The organism is Kitasatospora sp. NPDC001132 (genome assembly GCF_053598415.1).
On the sequence record NZ_JBSFKF010000043.1, the window covers coordinates 19,623 to 34,804 of the forward strand.

At 72.1% G+C, this 15,182-nt stretch carries 13 protein-coding genes and 1 pseudogene; 8 read left to right on the plus strand and 6 right to left on the minus strand.

From position 1 onward, the window contains the following. Positions 1 to 582: 582 nt before the first annotated feature. Positions 583 to 1,233: a TetR/AcrR family transcriptional regulator gene (locus ACWDBE_RS35315; protein WP_449793018.1), complete on the minus strand. Its 651-nt coding sequence runs from the start codon at positions 1,231 to 1,233 to the stop codon at positions 583 to 585. Positions 1,234 to 1,326: 93 nt separating this feature from the next. Between ACWDBE_RS35315 and ACWDBE_RS35320 the strand changes: the two genes are divergently transcribed. Continuing rightward, on the plus strand, positions 1,327 to 1,701 hold the full coding sequence (locus ACWDBE_RS35320; RefSeq protein ID WP_449793017.1) for a DoxX family protein: 375 nt from the start codon (positions 1,327 to 1,329) through the stop codon (positions 1,699 to 1,701). 210 nt (positions 1,702 to 1,911) lie between these two features. Here the strand turns inward: ACWDBE_RS35320 and ACWDBE_RS35325 are convergent, their stop codons facing one another. Further along, the gene (locus ACWDBE_RS35325) at positions 1,912 to 2,283 is read right to left on the minus strand and encodes a nuclear transport factor 2 family protein (RefSeq protein WP_449793016.1); all 372 of its coding nucleotides are present in this window, start codon (positions 2,281 to 2,283) and stop codon (positions 1,912 to 1,914) included. Between the two features lie 118 nt (positions 2,284 to 2,401). Here ACWDBE_RS35325 and ACWDBE_RS35330 point away from each other — a divergent pair, with 118 nt between their 5' ends. Further along, positions 2,402 to 3,181 (plus strand): helix-turn-helix domain-containing protein, encoded by a 780-nt coding sequence (locus ACWDBE_RS35330; RefSeq protein WP_449793015.1) that lies wholly within the window; start codon positions 2,402 to 2,404, stop codon positions 3,179 to 3,181. Between the two features lie 151 nt (positions 3,182 to 3,332). Here ACWDBE_RS35330 and ACWDBE_RS35335 read toward each other — a convergent pair. Beyond that, positions 3,333 to 3,528 (minus strand): annotated as a pseudogene (locus ACWDBE_RS35335) (BTAD domain-containing putative transcriptional regulator); the annotation flags it as partial. Between the two features lie 316 nt (positions 3,529 to 3,844). Further along, entirely contained in the window at positions 3,845 to 4,033 is a 189-nt protein-coding gene (locus tag ACWDBE_RS35340) for a hypothetical protein (RefSeq protein ID WP_392924946.1), read from the minus strand. Positions 4,034 to 4,446: 413 nt separating this feature from the next. On the opposite strand from ACWDBE_RS35340, the gene ACWDBE_RS35345 reads away from it, so the two are divergent. The 6 genes from ACWDBE_RS35345 (at position 4,447) to ACWDBE_RS35370 (ending at position 12,463) form a co-directional block, all read left to right on the plus strand. Continuing rightward, positions 4,447 to 4,734 carry a hypothetical protein gene (locus ACWDBE_RS35345; protein WP_449809983.1) on the plus strand — a complete coding sequence of 96 codons (288 nt, stop codon included), beginning with the start codon at positions 4,447 to 4,449 and terminating at the stop codon, positions 4,732 to 4,734. A 441-nt stretch (positions 4,735 to 5,175) separates the two neighbouring features. Beyond that, positions 5,176 to 7,869: an AAA family ATPase gene (locus ACWDBE_RS35350; RefSeq protein ID WP_449793013.1), complete on the plus strand. Its 2,694-nt coding sequence runs from the start codon at positions 5,176 to 5,178 to the stop codon at positions 7,867 to 7,869. Positions 7,870 to 7,950: 81 nt separating this feature from the next. Then, positions 7,951 to 8,406 (plus strand): SRPBCC family protein, encoded by a 456-nt coding sequence (locus tag ACWDBE_RS35355; RefSeq protein ID WP_449809984.1) that lies wholly within the window; start codon positions 7,951 to 7,953, stop codon positions 8,404 to 8,406. A gap of 60 nt (positions 8,407 to 8,466) precedes the next feature. Beyond that, positions 8,467 to 10,422: an MFS transporter gene (locus ACWDBE_RS35360; RefSeq protein ID WP_449809985.1), complete on the plus strand. Its 1,956-nt coding sequence runs from the start codon at positions 8,467 to 8,469 to the stop codon at positions 10,420 to 10,422. 50 nt (positions 10,423 to 10,472) lie between these two features. Further along, entirely contained in the window at positions 10,473 to 11,819 is a 1,347-nt protein-coding gene (locus tag ACWDBE_RS35365) for a carotenoid oxygenase family protein (RefSeq protein WP_449809986.1), read from the plus strand. Positions 11,820 to 11,896: 77 nt separating this feature from the next. Further along, complete coding sequence (locus tag ACWDBE_RS35370; RefSeq protein ID WP_449793008.1) at positions 11,897 to 12,463, plus strand: SRPBCC family protein; 567 nt, start codon at positions 11,897 to 11,899, stop codon at positions 12,461 to 12,463. A 149-nt stretch (positions 12,464 to 12,612) separates the two neighbouring features. On the opposite strand, the gene ACWDBE_RS35375 is transcribed toward ACWDBE_RS35370, so the two are convergent. Beyond that, a complete protein-coding gene (locus tag ACWDBE_RS35375) occupies positions 12,613 to 14,037 on the minus strand; it encodes a DJ-1/PfpI family protein (protein ID WP_449793007.1) in 1,425 nt (474 codons plus the stop codon). Between the two features lie 161 nt (positions 14,038 to 14,198). Continuing rightward, complete coding sequence (locus ACWDBE_RS35380) at positions 14,199 to 15,179, minus strand: GlxA family transcriptional regulator (RefSeq protein ID WP_449793006.1); 981 nt, start codon at positions 15,177 to 15,179, stop codon at positions 14,199 to 14,201. Between the last annotated feature and the right edge of the window lie 3 nt (positions 15,180 to 15,182).

Below are 15,182 nucleotides of genomic sequence, written 5' to 3' on the forward strand. Positions count from 1 at the left end.
GTGTCCGGCAGTCTCCAAGGTGCCCGGAGGCGGGCCGTCAAGGAGTCCGCCAACGTTGGCGGCCGTCACGCCACCAACGTTGGTGTCGGCCGTTACGTGATCGTTGCAGCCAAGGGGGCTGTTCACCAAGGTATTCACCAAGGTTCGCGGGCTTCCCTTCGGCGACCGCGCGGAGCACCCGGCTCCGCGCTCAGCCGAAGGGGCACCCCTGCGATGACGAAGAACGACGGCGCCAGGGACGACTCGTCCGTCAGGGATTCCTCGACCAACCCGGACGCGGCCGCTACCAGAAACGGACTTGACGTCCTCTGAGGACCGTTCCGGACACGGGCGGAGCGCCAGGTACCGCCTACGACCTCTTCAACCGGCCGCCGGACCTGCTGAACATCCCCTGACCGGACCGCTTACACGATCACCTGGACTTTGAAGCGCCCCTGGGAGTTCCCCAAGGCGGCCACCCGGTTCAGAAGTGGCCGACCTCGTCGTCCACGGCTGGACCGTTGCGCGGTCAGCGTTTTTAACACCCGGGGTCTCTCGCAGGTCAAGAGCTGTCCGTAAGGCGCTGCGCCGTACGGACTTCGATCATCTACGCGGCCGTGCTGCGAGCATCGCGTCGTGAAGTTCCTCGGGGCCGGGAACGGGCGGCAGCGGCGACGTGGGCCTGTCGGGGCGGCAGGAGTCGAGCAGCAGGGAGACCAGGCGCTGCCAGGCGCCGGGGGCGGCGTGGCGGGTGGAGGACAGTACGCCGGCGTTGGCCATCAGGAACAGGATGACGTCGCTGCTGGTGATCTCGGGGCGCAGGCGGTGTTGTTGCTGTGCGCGGCGGATCAGTGTGTCAAGGGCTTCTATGGCGCGGGAACGTGGCTCTTCCATGGCCGGTGAGTCGGGGAAGCACGCGGTGAAGCCCTCGGTCACGGCGCGGTCGGCGGCTTGCATGGCGCAGATGCGCTCGACGAAGCCCTTGAAGCCTTCCCAGGGGTCGGGGATGAGCGTCGCGTTCTCGGCGAGGCGGGCCAGTTCGGTCATCCGGTCGGTCAGCACCGCCTCGATCAGGGCCTCCCGTTCGGGGAAACGTCGGTAGAGCGTGGCGATGTTGACTTCGGCCTGTCGCGCCACGTCCTCCAGGGGCGCACTCAGCCCGCGCTCGGCGAACACGGTGCGGGCAGCCGCCATGATGCGTTGCCGGTTGACCTCGGCGTCCCTGCGCAGCCCTCGGCCCTGCTCGGATCCCATGGCCCGGATCTTACAAGTGAAGGTGACACTGCGGTTTCTGGTAGCTTGAGTGACCACTAAACCGCAGGGGTCCCTTCATTTATGGAGTGTGCTGTGCCCGTCGTCCTGTGGGTCGCCCAGGCCCTCCTCGCCGTACTGTTCACCGCCGCCGGCGGGATGAAGCTGGTCATGTCTCCGGACGCGCTGGTCCCACTCATGCCGTGGGTCGTCGACTTCCGTCCCGAGACGATCAAAGCGATCGGAGCACTGGAGGTACTTGGCGCGGTGGGGCTGATCCTTCCCCGCGCCACGAACATCGCCCCAGTGCTCACCCCGGCCGCCGCCGCCGGCCTTGCCTGCGTCATGGCCGGCGGCGCGGTCGTGCATATCACCCGAGGTGAATATCCCCACAGCATCGGTAACATCACCGTGTGCACGGTGACTCTGTTGACCGCCTGGGGAGCACTTCGCTCTCTCTCCTCCCACTGACCCCTCCCTCACATCACCTCGGAAACGCCGGACGGCTTCGCATCGTGTTTCGCCTTCGGTGACGTGTCGTTGCACGCGAGACCCCGGCCCTGCCATGACAACCCGGGGTCTCTGCGTGCGCGGTGTGGCTCCAGCCTGACGCTTCCTCCTTCGATGCGCTCCCGCCGTGAGCCCTGTCACCAACCTCCGTGGTCAGTACACCTAGGGCGCTCAGGCGCCCGCAGGCACCTTGTCGAGGAAGCCGAAGACGCTCTTGACCTTCCCGGCCGCGTCGGTCGCCAGCACGTCGAAACCGATGACGATGTTCTCGCCACCGCCGGCGGGCACCAACTCCCACTGGAAGCGCGTGATGTTGTGGTTGGAGTCGGCCGCGCCGAACACCTTGAACTCCAGGCCCTTGAACTGGTCACGGGCGCCGGCGATGACGGCGCCGATGTCCTGGTGCCCCGCCACGTCGGCCAGCGGGTCGGTGTACGTGGCGTCCGCGGTGAACAGTTCGGCGATCGCTGCGGCGCGCTTGTCGTCGTCCGCCTCGTTCCAGATGGCGATGTAGCGGCCGGCCAGGTCGGTCAGGTCACTCACCGTTACTCCTTAGTCGTCTTGAATCGGCTGATGCTGGGAATCCTGACCCGAGCCAGTCGTCCGGTCCATGACCTCACAGGTCATGGGGCCCGGGACACGGCCCCATAGACTCGCGGACATGAGCACTGCAGTCGAAGCTCCGCCGGTCGGTGCACTCCTGCGAACCTGGCGTGAAAGGCGCCGGTTCAGCCAGCAGGAGCTGTCCAACCGATCACGGGTCTCTACCCGACACCTCAGCCGAGTGGAGACCGGCAGGGCGCACCCGACGCCGGAGATGCTCATGCACCTCTCCGACAATCTGGATGTGCCGCTGCGGGATCGCAACCGGCTTCTGCTGGCCGCAGGCTACGCACCGCGCTATCAAGATCACCAACTGGACGACGCATCGATCGCGGTGGTGATGGACGGTCTACGCCGACTCCTCGACGCCCATATGCCGTACCCCGCGCTGCTGTTGGACGATCACTGGGACATCGTCGACGCCAACGCCGCCGTTGACCAGCTGCTGGCCGGTTGCGCGCCGGAACTGCTGGAGCCACCGATCAATGTGGTCCGGGTCTGTCTGCATCCGGACGGGCTGGCCGGCCGGATCGGCAATCTCAAGGAGTGGGGCGGCCATCTGCTGCAGCAGGTGAGCCACCGTGCCGAGCGCACCCATGACCAGCGCCACTACGATCTCGCCGCGGAGATCGTCGGCTACCTCGACAGACCCGATGCCGCCGCCCCCCTCGCGGGGCCGGTGATCACCCTCGAAATCGATGTGAACGGCAGCTCGCTGCGGTTCTTCAGCACCGTCTCCACCCTTAGCACCGCCACGGATGCCGCCCTGGAAGGGCTTCATCTGGAGACGTTCCTGCCGGCCGACGACGAGACTCGACGCCTGTTCGATCAGCGGTAGACCATGCCGGGAAGGGTTCCGCCGCGCACCCGGCTCGCGGCATCGGAGCACGCCCCGGTCGGCGTCCTCGTCGACGACGATGCGGCAGCGGGACCGCCGCCGCCCGGTGCGGGCGGCGGCGGGCGGGTCGCGGGTGCTCGCGCGGCCCCGGTCAGGCCGCGTAGAGGTCGAAGGTCGAGCCGCGCCGGGGGCCCGCGGTCACATCGAGCTGCGGGTCGACGGGAGAGGATGGCCTGGTGCAGGCGCTGCACCTGCGGCGAGGGCTCCGCGTGGAGTTCCTCGATCAGCCGCGCGCGCAGGTTGCGGTAGACGTCGAGCGCCGAGACCTGCCGGCCCGAGCGGTACAGAAGGCCCCGGTCTGCGACCGGCTCGCCGCCAGCGCCGTCTCCGGAGCCAGGACCGGCCACCAGGGCCTCCAAGAGACGCGCGGCCTGGAGGGCGGCCGAGCCGGGCGCAGCGGGACCGGCCTGGTGGCCGCCCAGGACGACGGCCAGGGCGCAGCGGGACGGCTCGGCGGCCGACCAGGGCGCAGCGGCGGGGCGCGGCGCCGGTCGGGGCGGCAGGGCGGCGGGAACCGCCGAGGCCGGCGGATCGAGCAGCCGGTGCAACACGGCACCGCAACGCGCCCGAGGGGGTGCAGCCCTACATCGGTTGACTCCGTGCTCAGGGGCTGCCGCCCATCCGGCTGATGAGCCCGTCTCTGGTTATTCCGTGTTCCTGGCCCCAGGCGGCGAGGCGGTCCAGATCTACGGGGTCGGGCAGCTCGTGCAGCGCTTCCTCCGCCTCCTCCGAGTATCCGGCTCTCTGCAGTGCGGCAATGACTTCGCTCCGGCTGTATTCCATGATGATCATCTCGTTCGTCGCAACCCCCACACCTCCACTTTCGGCCTTGCCGCTGGCAAAGTCACGAGGGCCCACCCGCCCCCGCTCCCGGCCACATAACGCCTGGTCAGACCCACAACACGGCCCCGTGTTGCACCCCCGCTCCCCCACCAGGCCACCGGCCACCCCGCCGCCGAGCACCACCAACACAAGGCCGGCCCCGACAGCGACCGACGTCCTCGCCGTGCCCGGCCGCCCCGGACAGCGGCCCCCAGGACTACCAGCATCCGGCGGTCGGCAACCCTCGACAGCGGCCGACGCCCGGCGCCCCCGGACGGCACCCGCCCCGCGGCTGACGCGGGTGCTGTCGCGACGGCAAGACCCCCACCGAGTTCACCTTCGAGATCACCTCGCCCGACGGCCCGGGCCGGCTGCGCCCGACGGTGAACCTCTCCCTGCCCGCCAGCGAGGGCCTGACCGGGCAGGACGTCACGATGGAGGCGAAGGTCGGCAACGAGTGGAAGTCCTTCGAGGTGACCGAGGACTGCAACGGGCGGCTCGGGGTGGCGCCGGCCCAGCTGGACGGTGTGATGAAGGGCAACCCGGTCGAGTACACCTTCCGGGTCGGCCTCAAGCGCACCGCAGCCACGCCGGTCGCGATCGAGATCGGCGGCGCCTCGGACGGCCACTACAGCGCCGTCACCACCCTGCGGCCCACCGTCCGGAACTGACGCCGCAAGCCCGCACCGAAAAGCCGAAGCCCCCGGCTCCCACTGCTCGGGAGACCGGGACGAGCACCCCACCGAAGGGCCTCCGGCCGTCGGTATCCAGCCGGTGGCCGTGACGAGCCGGCGTACGGCGGCGTCGCACTGCGAGACGTCCGGCATGCCGTGGGTTCGGCTCGACTCCCGGGACAGCACGAGCGCGGTGCTCGGGTCGCCGTCCCGTCCCGGCCCGGCTCCTGGGACTGGCAACGGCACGGTCAAACCTCAGGTGAACGAGCCGACACCCACCACGACGGCGGCTGTCGCGCGTAGCTGTCGCGCCCCGACGTCGCACCGTCTTCGCTGCTATCACGAGGTGCGCCAAGAGCGAGGAGCGATCGCAGCTGCCGGGCAAGAGGGGGAAATTGCCGAGGTCAAGAGGCGTGGCATGATTCCGGGGTGGCCCCCGTGACTGCCTCTGAGTACATACCGCCTGCTGAGCGCGCTGCTCTCGTCGACCTGTTGGCCGGTGTACGAGCCGGACGGGGCGGGGCGGTGGTCGTACGCGGTGAGGCGGGAATCGGCAAGACGGCGCTGCTACGCCACGCCACCGACGGCCTGACAGACGTAAGGCTGATGTGGGTCAACGGGGCCGAGTTCGAAGCGGACTTCGCGTACGCCGCCGTGCACCAACTGACCCGCCCGCTGCACGAGCGGATCGAGCACTTGCCCACCGCACAGCGGGACGCGCTGGCGGTGGCGCTGGGATTGGGCGAGGGTGACACGCCGAGCCGTTTCGCCGTCGGCCTGGCCCTGTTGGGGCTGCTGTCGGAAGCTGCTGGGGAGCAGCCCGTGGTGTGCGTGGTGGACGACGCGCAGTGGCTGGATCGGGCGTCGGCGCAGGTGCTGGCGTTCGTGGCCCGGCGGGTGGCGGACGAGTCGGTGGCGTTCGTGTTCGGGGTGCGCGACCCGCACCTCGTCGCGGAACTCGAAGGCCTGCCGGTGCTGACGCTGCCTCGGCTGTCCGACCAGGTAGCGCGACGACTGCTGGCGTCCAGTCTGCTCGGTCCCCTGGACGATCAGGTGCGGGAGCGGATCCTCGCCGAGGCGCGGGGCAATCCGCTGGCGCTGCTGGAGCTGCCGCGCCTCGGTCCCGCCGCGCTGGCGGGCGGCTTCGGATTGCCGACGCCGGTCTCCCCGGCCAACCGGATCGAGCAGAACTACCAGCAGCGAATCTCCCTCCTCTCCGAGGAGGCCCGGACCCTGCTGCTGGTAGCGGCCGCCGAACCCCTGGGCCACCCCGGGCTGCTGTGGCAGGCGTCCGATCTGCTGGGTATAGGGCCGCAGGCCGGGCCGGAGGCCGAGGCGAGCGAACTGATCGAGCTGGGCGGGCAGGCACGGTTCCGGCATCCGCTGGTGCGCTCGGCGGTGTACACGGCGGCCTCCCCTGCGGAGCGCCGCCGCGTCCACGGGGCGCTCGCGGAGGCCACTGATCCGCTGACGGCGCCCGACCGGCGTTCGTGGCACCGCGCGCAGTCCCTGTCCCGGCCGGACGAGGAGGCGGCGGTCGATCTGCTGCGCTGCGCGGAGCGGGCGCGGCGCCGAGGCGGGGCCGCTGCCGAGGCGGCGTTCCTGGAGCAGGCCGCGGCCCTGACGGCCGATCCGCGGCTGCGGGCCGAACGCAGTCTCGCCGCCGCGCGGGCCGCGCTGGAGGCCGGTGCGTTCGAGAGCGCGCTGACGCTGGTCGAGGCCGCCGAGGGCAGCCCGATCGACACCGCCGGGCGGGTGCAGGCCCACCTCTTGCGCGGTCGCGCGGCGTTTTTCGGTGACGGCGCGGCGGATGCGGTCGGCCACTTGGTGGCGGCGGCCGACCTTGATCCCGGCCGGGCCAGGATCCACCTGCTGGACGCACTCCAGGCGGGCCTGGTGGTCGGCCGGTCCTCGCCCGCGGCGCGGGACGCCTTGGCGGCGGCCCGGCGGGCGCCCGCCGCGGCCGGTGAACGCTCGACTGCGGACGAGCTGCTGGACGCGCTCGTTCGCTACCTCGACGGGGACCTTACGGCGGTGCCGGTGCTGCACGGACTGCTGTCGGAGGTGGCCGACCCGCTGTGGGCCGGCCGGCTGTCGCTGGCCGCCCTGCTCGCCGTCGAACTGTGGGACGTCGCTCTGGAAGACCGGCTCGCCGGTCGGGCGGTGGACGCCGCGCGCGCCGGCGGGACGCTGATGGTCCTCCCGGTGGGCCTGTGGATGCAGGCGATGGCCGCGGCCCAGCGCGGAGACCTGCTCGGGGCGGCGGCGCTGAACAGCGAGGCCGACGGCATAGCCGAAGTGACCGGTGTCCCGCCGCACTGGTACGGCCGACTGTTCGCGGCCGCGGTGCGCGGGGCGGACGCGCAGGCGCGGCCCCTGTTCGACCGGGTGCTGGCCGAGTCGCACGCCCGGCGCAAGGGCATGCTGACGGCGACCGTCCACGCGGCGGCGGCGCTGCACGCCAACGGCACCGCCGACCACCGCGCAGCTCTGGCCTCGGCCCGGTCGGCCGTCGCCGACGGCGAGCTGGGAATGTCCAGCCTCGCCCTGCCCGAGCTCGTCGAGGCGGCCGTTCGATGCGGCGAGCAGGACACCGCCCGAGAGGCGTTCGCGCAGCTGTCGCGGCACGCGTCGGCGGCGGGCACCGACTGGGCGCTGGGCGTGCGCGCCGCCCTCGCCGCCCTGCTGTCGGACGACCCGGAGGAACTCCACGCCGAGGCGGTCGCCCGGCTGGACGCCGCCGGCCTGCGGGTGTGGCACGGCCGCGCCCTGCTGCACCAGGGTGCATGGCTGCGCCGCGACGGCCGCCGCGGGCAAGCCCGGGAGGCGCTGCGCACCGCTCACGGGCTGTTCACCGCGATGGGCGCGGAGGGCTTCGCCGAACGGGCCCGGGTGGAACTGGCCGCCGCCGGCGAGCAGGCCCGGCCGGCCGTGCTCGGAGCGGTGGAGCTGCTGACCGGTCAGGAGCTGAACATCGCCCGCCTGGTGGCGACCGGCGCGACTTCCCGAGAGGTCGCCGACCGTCTGTTCCTCAGCCCGCGCACCATCGACGCCCACCTGCGCAGCGTGTTTCGCAAGCTCGACGTCACCTCGCGCCGCCAGCTTGCCGACGCGCTCGGCCGGAACGCCTAAGCCGGTCCTGCTCACTTAGGCAGCCGCCTAGGCGACTTTCACCGATGAGGGCACCGGGTCGGCCCGGCCAGACTCGGGGACATGAAGAACACGCCCTCGGGCGTCGACCGGGCCGCCCCGGTTCTCGCCCGCCGTGAGCTGCCGATCCGGGCCCCGGCCCCGGCCGTCTGGGCGCTGCTGACGTACGTGCCCGGCTGGCCGACCTGGCAGCCGGACATCGCCGAAGCCCGCGCCCTGACCCCGCTGACGCCGGGCGCGGTGTTCCACTGGCGCACCGGCGGCGTGGAGATCACCTCCACCGTGTACGCGGTGGACGCGCCCCGGTCGATTCTGTGGGGCGGCCTCTCTCAGGGCATCACCGCCGTCCACCAGTGGACGTTCACCCCTTCGGCCAGGGCGACCCTCGTCGTCACGGAGGAGTCCTGGGACGGTGCGCCCGTACAGGCCGACGCCGCTGTCGTCACCCGGGCCCTGGACCGGTCCCTCGCGCAGTGGCTGCTGCACCTGAAGTCCGCCGCCGAGCGAGCCGCGCGCTGACGCCCACCGCGCCGTTCCGCTCCACCGGCCTGTTCCCCCAGCCCCGTCCCTGGAGTTCCCATGCCCAGTGCGTCCCGTGGCACCGTCCTCGCGGTGCTGGCCACCGCCCAGTTCACCGTCATGCTCGCCACCTCGATCGTGAACGTCGCCCTTCCGCAGATCCGGGACGGCGTCGGCCTCTCCGATTCCGCCACCACGTGGGTGGTCAACGCCTACGGCCTGGCGTTCGGGGCGCTGCTGCTGGTCGGCGGGCGGGCCGCCGACCTTCTGGGACGGCGCCGCGTCCTGCTGGCCGGGTTGGGGGTCTTCGGGGTCGCCTCCGCAATTGCCGCGCTGGCAACCTCGCCCGGTGTCCTGATCTCCGCGCGGGCCGTCCAGGGTGCGGGTGCGGCGGCCGTCGCCCCGGCGGCCCTCGCCCTCGCGGTGGGCCTGTATCCGCCGGGCCCGGCCCGCGGCCGGGCACTGGCGGTCTGGGGCGCGGTGTCGGGGGCGGGCGGTGCGGCGGGGGTGGTGCTCGGTGGGCTGCTGACCCAGACGTGGGGCTGGCCGTGGATCTTCCGTACGGTGGCGATCGGCAGCTTCGGGGTGCTGGCGGCGACGGCCGTGTGCGTCCCCGCTGCGGGCCGGGCGGAACGGGCCAGGTTCGACTGGGCCGGGACCGTCGCGAGCGTCCTCGCCCTGACCGCCCTGGTGTGGGGCCTGACCACGGCCCGCCGCTCGGGCTGGACGGACACCTGGGTGCTGGCCGCGTTCGGCGCCGCCGCCGTGCTCACCGTGGTGTTCTGGCGGGTCGAGCGCACCAGCGCCTCCCCCCTGGTGCCGCCGCGGCTGTTCGCCGCCCGCGACGTGACGGTCGGCAACCTGCTGACGGGCCTGTTCGGCTCGGTGTGGATCGCGTTGTTCTTCTTCCTGCCGCTCTACCAGCAGCAGGTCCTCGGCGAGGACCCGCTGAACACCGGCCTGGGCCAACTCCCCCTCGCCATCGCGAACATGCTCGGCGCAGCCCTCGCCCCCGCCCTCGCCCGCCGGACCGGCGGGCGCGCCACGCTCGTTGCCGCGCTGCTGACCGAGGCGGCCGGGATGCTGTGGCTGTCCCGCATCGGCGCGGACGGCACCTTCCTCACCGACGTGCTCGGCCCCAGCGTCCTGGTCGGCCTCGGTCTGAGCGTCGCCTTCGTCCAGCTCACCAGCCTGTCCGTGGCAGGCGTCGACGGATCGGACGCGGGCCTGGCGGGTGGCCTGGCCAACACCACCCGGCAGGTCGGCGGCGCTGTCGGGCTCGCCGTCCTGGCGACCCTCGCCGGATCCGCCACCTCCCGCGCCAGCGGCCACCAGCCGCCGCTGGAGGCGCTGACCTCCGGCTACCGCAGCCTTCGCCCTGGGCTCAGCCGTCCTGGCCGGCACCGCCCTGCTCGCTGCCCTGCTGGTGCGCCGCGCACCCACCGCCGACCGGCCGCGCCGCACGCCCCTCGAGGAGCCCGCCGTCCCCGCCCGCCGCTGACTGCCCGGCGCCCCCTCACTTCACCTCCCCTACCCGCATCAACCCTTCGCACTGACCGCCGAGAGGAAACGCCCATGCTCACCATCGACGAGAGCGCACCCGTCATCGTCCGCCTGTCCACCGAGATCAACGCCCCCCTGGAACGCGTCTGGTCACTGCTCACCGGCATCTACGACTGGCCGGTCTGGAACCCCGACATCGACCAGGCCCGCCTGGAGGGCCCGCTCGCCGAGGGCGCCTCGTTCACCTGGCGCACCCACGGAATGGAGATCACCTCCACCGTCCACGAGCTGGTGCCCGGCGCCCGGATCGTCTGGGGCGGCCCGGCCCACGGCATCGAAGGCGTCCACGTGTGGGCCTTCGAACAGAGCGGTGACCGTGTCGTCGTCCGCACCGAGGAGTCGTGGAGCGGCGCGCCGGTCGACGCTGCCACCGACCAGCTCGCCGCCGCCCTGCGCACCTCCCTGGAGGACTGGCTCACCTGCCTCAAGAACCGCGCCGAGAAGCTTTCCTGACCCCGCCGCCTTCCCCCCTTTTCCGCACTGGAGACACGAGGACCACGAGCATGACCGCCAAGCCCTATCTGACCGGCCACTACACCCCCGCCGTCGACGAACTGACCGCCACCGACCTGACCGTCGAAGGCACCCTTCCCCCGGAGCTGACCGGCCGGCTGGTCCGCAACAGCCACAACCCGAAGCCGGGCGTCACCCCCGCCCACTGGTTCAAGGGCAGCGGTATGGTGCACGGCATCCGGCTGCGCGAGGGCCGCGCCGAGTGGTACCGCAATCGCTGGGTGCGCACCCCCGCGCTCGACGGCGCCCCCTACATGACCGAGAACGGCCCCGACCTGACCGCCTCCACCGCCGGCACCCACGTGATCGAACACGCCGGCCGGCTGCTCGCCCTCTGCGAGGCGAACTTCCCCTTCGAACTCACGCCTGACCTGGACACCGTCGGCGCCTACGACTTCGACGGCAAGCTGCGCAGCGCGATGACCGCGCATCCCAAGAGCGACCCGGTCACCGGCGAGCTGCACTTCTTCGGCTCCTCGCCTTTCCCGCCCTACCTGGTGTACTACGTCGCCGACGCCAAGGGCCGGATCACCCACAGCGCAGAGATCCCCGGCGCCAGCGCCGCGCTCAAGCACGACTTCGCGATCACCCGCAACCACGTGGTCTTCGTGGAGGGCACCGTCACCTTCGACCCCACCGAGCACTCCGGCATCCCCTACTCCTGGCAGGACGAGCAGCCGGCCCGGATCGGCGTCATGCCGCGCGGAGCGCAGGGCACCGCCGCGATCCGCTGGTTCCCGATCGAACCCGGCAACATGCTGCACGTCGCCAACGCCTACGAGGACGGCCAAGGCCACATCGTGCTGGAGGGCCCGACCGTCGACCGAGAGGGCTTCCAGCTCTCCTGGAACTGGTGGGTCGGCTCGCCCGGCCGCGGCAGCGAGCCCAACAACCGCTCCTGCAACCGCCGCTGGACCATCGACCTGACCACGGGACGAGTCGACGAGGAAGTGGTCGACGACCTCGCCATCGAGTTCCCCACCCTCAACGAGGACTTCCTCGGCATCGAGAACCGCTACCAGTACGCGGTCTCCTTCCCCGACCGGAACGGCTTCGGCGGCTACGGCGTCGTCAAGTACGACCGTGCCACGGGTGAGCGGCGCATCCACCAGGCTGGGGACGCGCGACTGCCCAGCGAGGCGGTGTTCGTCCCCACCACCGGCGGCACCCGGGAGGACGACGGCTACCTGCTCACCGTCGTCTCCGACCTCAAGCAGGACGCCTCCCAGCTGCTCGTTCTGGACGCGGCCGACCTCGACAAGGTCGCCACCGTCCACCTCCCTCGCCGCGTCACCGCCGGCATCCACGGCTCCTGGATTCCCGAGAGCACCCTCTGATTTCACCCGAGCGGAATCCCCGGGGGCGCCCGCCGCTCCCGGGATCCGCCAGACCACTTCAAGGAAAGAGCACAGCCATGCGCGCACCCGCCGCAGCCACCACCACCGCTCTCACCCTCGCACTACTCCTCACTGTCCCCACCGCCGCATCCGCCCTCACCACCGACCCGACACCCGCCGCAGCGGCCGCCCACCGCACCGACGTGCAGATCAACGAACAGGCCCCGGTCATCACCCGCGCCGACATCCTCATCCACGCCCCGCTGCACACCGTCTGGAACATCCAGACCGATGTCGAGAACTGGCCCACTTGGCAGCCCAATGTCGAGACCGTCACCAAGGACACCCCCGGCCGACTGCGCCCCGGCTCGACGTTCCGCTGGAGCACCGAAGGCCTCGACATCACCTCCACCGTCAAGCAGGTCGAGCCCGGCAAGCGCCTCGCCTGGGGCGGCCCGGCCCAGGGCATCACCGCCGTCCACGTCTGGACCTTCACCCCCACCCGCGACGGCGTCCTCGTCCACACCGAGGAGTCCTGGACCGGGGAACCCGTCACCGCAAACCAAGCCGCCCTGCAGACGGCCCTGGACAACTCCCTGCACCACTGGGTCACCAACCTCAAGCACGAAGCAGAAACCCGGTAATTGATCACAAGGCCGGGGCCGTGCAGCCCCGTGCTGCTGAGCAGACGTCCTTGCCCCGGCCCGTGGGACTGGTGTTCCAGGCGGTCGAGACCTGCTGGACGATGTGCAGGCCGGCGCCGGGCGCCGGCGTGTTTCAGGGCGTTCGGGGACTACGCCGCGGGACGCCGTGGGAGGCGCCGTCGTCGCATCGCCCGGCGTGTGGCCGTCGGTGCCAGCCCCACTCCCACGCTCAGGACGACCGTCGCCGCGGCCAGCAGGGTGGAGCGCCAGGGCCAGGGCGCGCCCGTCAGTTCCAGGTGGGCCGAGGGGTACTCGGAGAACTTCGCGGTGGCCAGCGCCGTACGGCGGTCGCTGTGCTCGGCGAGGTCCCGCAGGACGGGATCGAAGCCGAACTCCCCGGAGCGCCGTCCCCCGTCGGGCAGTTCGGGGGTGAGCCCGTTGCGGCGGGCCCAGCCGCTCAGTGCGGTGCCCAGGCCGGAGGCGTCCTTGACGCCGGGCACCACGAAGCGGTCCGCGCCGTGGGCGTCCCCCGTCGCCGGCCGGGTGACGAGGACCAGGCCGTGGCGGGTGGTGACGGTGTCGCCGGCGCCGATCACCACCGTGCGGGTGGCGAAGGAGACTCCGCCGTACCCTTCGAGGGCCGCGGCCGCGTCGATCTCCTCGACCCCGTCGACCAGGCCGATGGCCGTGGTGGGGCGCAGCCACGGGAACGCGGCGTTGAGGGCGTACGGCAGGTCGCCGAGGGCGAGGTGGTTGGCCGGTATCGCGGTCGGTCCGTCCGGAGTCCAGCCGGGGTAGGACAGCCCGGTGCCGATGCGGGTCGCTTCCGTCTGGCCCGCCAGTTCCTCGACCACCCGCAGGGCGCCCACGGTGCCGGAGGTGACGCCCGCGGTGGTGGTGACCCGCCCGTCCTCGACGTAGCGCTGCCCGCGCTTCCAGTTGACCTTGGGATAACTGCGTTCCAGGGAGCCGATGTTGGACCAGAACGACGTGGCGTCGCGGCCGTCGAGCAGACCGGAGGCGGCCAGCAGCTCGGAGCCCGCGCACACCCCGAGGATCCGGGCGCCCTTGCGGTGGCGTTCGACGATCCACCGGCGCAGGCCCTCCTCGCCCGCGCCGGTGGGGTCGCTCACCGCGGGCACGACCACCACGTCGGGTTCCGGCAGGGTGGCGTCCGCCACCTCGGCCAGCGTGTGGTCGGGCAGCAGATGGGCGCCGCCGGACAGCGGGCTGACACGGCGTTCGGCGGCCACCGTGTAGACGAACATCTCCCGCGACTGGGCGAACACCTGGTAGGGCGCGAGTACGTCGGTGGCCACCGAGCCCGCGTTGGAGACCGCGACCGCCACCGTGATCCGGCCGGGTGGCACCGGCCGGGCGGCCGGCCACGCCCTGGCACCGGATCCGCGGGGGGCGGCGGCGAAGCTGTCGGCCATCGACGCGCTCACCCCCGCGAAGGCGATCCCCGCGAAGGACGCCGCGGACAGCGCCGCGGACAGCAGTACCCAGCCGATACGGCGCAGGGCCCGGTGCCCCTTGCGCGCCTCGGCGCCGGAACCCGTCTCGGAACTCACTTCGGACAACACATACCTCGACAATCCGGGCATCGATCGGCGGTGTGGTGCCGTCGGCCCTGGTGGAAACGGCTTCGGGGAAACGGGGAGACCCGTGGAGACGCGAAAGCGGAGGAGGCCGGGGAGGCAGGGGGCGACGGCCCTGACGCGGGGCCGGTCCGTCAGGCGGTCGGCCGCAGCGGTGCGCGCAGCCGCGAGGGAGGGACTCCGAAGGCATCGGCGACCACCCGGCGCAGCTGCCGCGCGTCGCGGAAGCCGCAGCGGGCCGCGACCGCCTCCACCGTCAGATCGGTGCCGGACAGCAGGCAGCGGGCCCGCTCCAGGCGCAGTCGCCGCTGGTAGGCGAACGGGGTGATGCCGGTGACCGCGGTGAAGGCCCGCGTCAGACCGCGCGGGGACAGCCCGGCGACGCCGGCGAGTTCCCGCAGGGTGAAGGAGGCGTCCAGGTGCTGGGCCAGGTGGTCCTGCACCCGGTGCACCGCGGGCTGGACGTGGTCGCGGTGCCGCAGAAACGGACTGATCTGCGTCGCGTCCCCGTCCCGCCGCAGGTACAGCACCAGTTCGCGGGCCACCCGCGCGGCCAGTTCCGGGCCGCGGTCCCGCTCGACCAGGGACAGCGCGAGATCGATCCCCGACGAGATCCCCGCACTGGTGCTGATCCGCCCGTCGTGCACGTAGAGCGCGGCCTCGCGTACCCGGGCCCGCGGGTACCGCTCGCGCATCGCCGAGGTGAGCGACCAGTGGGTCGTGCACCACCTGCCGTCCAGCAGTCCCGCTTCCCCCAGGACGGCGGCACCGCTGCACACCGACGCCACCCGGGCACCCGCGTCGTGGGCCTCACGGACCCAGCGCACCACGGCGGGCTCGACCAGCCGGTCGGATCCGGTCAGCCGGGGCCCCGGTACGAGCACCAGGTCACCGGCCGTCGGCCGCTTCGTCGGCAGCGGTGCCAGACCGGCCAGCCGCAGGCCCTGGGCGGACCGCAGAGCGTCTGTCTCGCCGACGTACTCCAGCCGGTAGCCGCCGCCGAAATGCGCCGCGGCGTCGAACACCTGCACAGGGCCACCGAGGTCCAACAGATTCACCTCGGGCAGCACCAGGACCAGGACCCGCCCGGTGCACCCGTTCGTCTCGTCGCTCACCCC

Excerpts from the sequence above, each read along its gene's own strand:
- ACWDBE_RS35315 (WP_449793018.1), bottom strand. The coding sequence starts at position 1,233 with ATGGGATCCGAGCAGGGCCGAGGGCTGCGCAGGGACGCCGAGGTCAAC.
- ACWDBE_RS35330 (WP_449793015.1), top strand. The coding sequence starts at position 2,402 with ATGAGCACTGCAGTCGAAGCTCCGCCGGTCGGTGCACTCCTGCGAACC.
- ACWDBE_RS35340 (WP_392924946.1), bottom strand. The coding sequence starts at position 4,033 with ATGATCATCATGGAATACAGCCGGAGCGAAGTCATTGCCGCACTGCAG.
- ACWDBE_RS35355 (WP_449809984.1), top strand. The coding sequence starts at position 7,951 with ATGAAGAACACGCCCTCGGGCGTCGACCGGGCCGCCCCGGTTCTCGCC.
- ACWDBE_RS35360 (WP_449809985.1), top strand. The coding sequence starts at position 8,467 with ATGCCCAGTGCGTCCCGTGGCACCGTCCTCGCGGTGCTGGCCACCGCC.
- ACWDBE_RS35365 (WP_449809986.1), top strand. The coding sequence starts at position 10,473 with ATGACCGCCAAGCCCTATCTGACCGGCCACTACACCCCCGCCGTCGAC.
- ACWDBE_RS35370 (WP_449793008.1), top strand. The coding sequence starts at position 11,897 with ATGCGCGCACCCGCCGCAGCCACCACCACCGCTCTCACCCTCGCACTA.